Annotated in this window: 2 protein-coding genes and 1 pseudogene; all 3 read left to right on the forward strand. The window is 41.2% G+C overall.

Annotated features, from left to right (window positions below):
• Window positions 1-624, forward strand: a pseudogene (locus J2W69_RS20710) (AMP-binding protein); the annotation flags it as partial.
• Between the two features lie 186 nt (window positions 625-810).
• The gene (locus J2W69_RS20715; RefSeq protein WP_473091931.1) at window positions 811-1,482 is read left to right on the forward strand and encodes a phosphopantetheine-binding protein; all 672 of its coding nucleotides are present in this window, start codon (window positions 811-813) and stop codon (window positions 1,480-1,482) included.
• On the forward strand, window positions 1,479-3,171 hold a 1,693-nt coding region (locus tag J2W69_RS20490; RefSeq protein ID WP_310282073.1), incomplete at its 3' end, for a condensation domain-containing protein. The genes J2W69_RS20715 and J2W69_RS20490, both read left to right, overlap by 4 nt.

Consider the following 3,171-nt stretch of genomic DNA (forward strand, 5'->3'; position numbering starts at 1 on the left):
AATTGCATCTTGCCTAGTGTTGCAGCAAATCAATTGGCTTATGTGATTTACACCTCTGGTTCTACAGGACAACCAAAGGGGGTGATGGTTGAACACAGGCAAGCCGTTAACTATTTACACCATGCTACAGACCAATATTACAACAATGTAGATGCTGCGGTTGTTAGTTCTCCGCTGGCATTTGATGCTACGGTCACCTCATTGTTAGGTGCGTTAGTCAGCGGTAAACAGCTGTATTTGTTACCACCTGGAGCTGCCGAAGAGTTCGAGGCGTTAACTGAGCTACTTAAAATCCTTGATGTACCAACGTTGTTTAAAATTACCCCATCGCATTTGGAAGGTCTGGCTCAGCAGTTTTCAACAGAAGCTATTAGTCAACAGGTCCATATGCTTGTGGTAGGAGGTGAGCAGCTTAATACAATCATTGCAAAAAAATGGATCTCGGTGTTATTGCCGAATAGTTATCTCGTTAACGAGTATGGTCCGACGGAAACAGTGGTGGGCTGTTCTACTTATAATTTGTTTGGTGAGCACGACGCTTTTTCCCTGCATCATGCCGTACCAATCGGATTGGCCACGGCCAATATGAAGCTTTATGCGCTTGGCAGTAATTTAACACCCTTAGGCGTTAATGTCCCAGGTGAGCTTTATATTGGTGGCGTCAGTGTTGCTCGCGGCTATCTTAACCGTCCAGAACTGACAGCAGAGCGCTTTGTTGATAATCCATTTTATCAACAAGGTCAGCCACAATGGGCGAAACGTCTATATCGTACCGGCGACTTAGTTAAGTGGTTGCCAGAGGGACAGCTGATGTACCTTGGTCGACTGGATGAACAGGTGAAGATCCGAGGATTCCGTATAGAAACAGGCGAGATTGAACATGCGATTGCCGCAGTCGCTAACATCAAAGATTGCGCCGTAGTGATGAAAACCTTGCCATCAAAGAAAGATGCTTTGGTTGCTTATGTTGTTACCAATGATTTGGTCGACGATGAGTTCGTTTTGCATGATGAGTTAAGGCTGCAACTGCGGCAGACTCTACCTGAGTATATGTTGCCTTCTGCCTATGTATTAATGAACCAATTGCCTCTGACCGTGAATGGTAAATTGAACCGTAAGGCGTTACCTATACCAGATGTTTCTAGTCAATTACAACCATACGTGGCGCCAAGAACAAAAACAGAACAAATTGTCTGTAAAATCTGGCAGGATTTATTGGGTATCGAAAGAATTGGTATTCATGACAATTTCTTTGAACTTGGCGGACATTCGTTGCTGGTGATGCAAACGATCTCTCGCTTACAAGAGCAAGGGATTGTCTTGACACCTAAACAGCTATTTGCCGCTCAAACCATTGAAAATATTACTTTGTTGCTCGTCGCAAAGAATGGAGATTATTCATTATTGAATATACAGCAGCATTTTAGGGATGAACCGGGTGCACAGCAAGTTGCCCACAATGAAGTAGAGGTAATATTATGAACGCAGTACTTGATTTACTTAAAACACTTAATAATAAAGGAATTCGGCTTTCGATTGGCGAGGGTGATAATCTCGTATTGCGCGGTGTTAAAGAGCAGTTAACCAAAGACTTGCTGGAGGGAATCAAGCAACAAAAGGCAGAACTTTTAGCGATTTTGAAATCCAATAGTACACAGATAAATGATAGTTATATTGAGCAGGTGCCAAGATGCCAACCATTGCCTTTGTCTTTTTCCCAAAAACGGCTGTGGTTGATTGATCAAATTAGCGGTCAGAGCAAACAATATAATATTCCGATTCAAATTTCATTCTCTGGGGAGTTAAATTATCAAGCCTTAGAGAGAGCTTTTGTAGATATATTGCAAAAGCATGAAATACTTAGGACTACCTATCATATGGAGATTGATAGCGATCCATATCAAAGTATTAGTGAAGTTGAAACATTTGAACTAGGTATAGTTGATTTAAGTGAGGTTGAAAATGCAGCCAAATATCAGCAGTTGACTGAGTTCATTAATCAAGAGGTTGAGCGATCTTTTTCACTTTCATCTGACTTAATGCTGCGTGCGAAACTGATCAAAGAAAATGCGCAACAACATGTATTGTTAATGACACTTCATCATATTGCGGCTGATGGCTGGTCGATGAGAATCTTACAAAACGATTTAGTTTATTTTTATCAATGCCATGCAGATGATAGATATGCAGCAGTTAAAAACAATGGAACTCCTTTAAATATTCAATACGCTGATTATGCGGCGTGGCAAGCAAGTACGATCACTAAAGGTGGCTTAGCTGCTTCGTTAGATTATTGGGCGAATAATCTCAAGCATGTCGAACCATTACATGGTCTTGTGACTAATGGAATTCGGAATAGGAAACGTAACTATCAGGGGAAGGTTTTAAATCAATCTTTTCGTATTGAGCAATATAAAACATTGAAAGAGATATGCAATCGTTATCAAGTTACTATGTTTATGTTATTGGAATCTTGCTTTGCTTTTCTTATCAGTCAGTTTAGTCATCGTGATCAAGTGGTGATAGGCACCCCAGTTGCTGGACGGTACATCCAAAGCACCGAGCCACTGATTGGCTTTTTTGTGAACAGTTTGGTACTTAAGTCAGAGTTTTCTCCCGAGCAACGTTTTTCTGAGTGTTTGGCTAAAAACAAAGAAGTGATCCTGAATGCCTACGAACATCAGCAAGTCCCATTTGACTTAATTGTTGAAACATTAAACCCACGGCGAGAAGAAAGTTATGACCCGATATTCCAAATAGTATTTGGCTTTAATCAAGCTGAAAGTTTTGAGACTCAATTAAACAACTTGCACTTGAGTATAGAGGACCGCTTTGAGGTTTCAATAAAAGCCAAGACAGATCTTGAATTAGTTGTTTCAGAAAAACAAGATGGGCTTGATATTAGCTGGACTTACGATTGTGAATTGTTCAGTGCTGATATGGTAACAGTGCTCAGTGAGTGTTATGAAAAATTATTAAATGTAGTCTGTAAACAACCTGAGTGTAAGCTTGGTGATATTAAGATTCTTCCTGATGCCCATTTGCGAAGCACCCTTGCTTTTGAAAAAGGCCCTGCGCACGGCGAGGAGCCGGCGTTCCTGCTTGAGCAGTTTATCAGTCAGGCGCAGGCCCATCCTGAGCATCTTGCGGTACGGGAAGGTGAGTTAAGTC

The sequence above is a fragment of the Rheinheimera soli genome, assembly GCF_031457405.1.
GTDB lineage: Bacteria > Pseudomonadota > Gammaproteobacteria > Enterobacterales > Alteromonadaceae > Pararheinheimera > Pararheinheimera soli_A.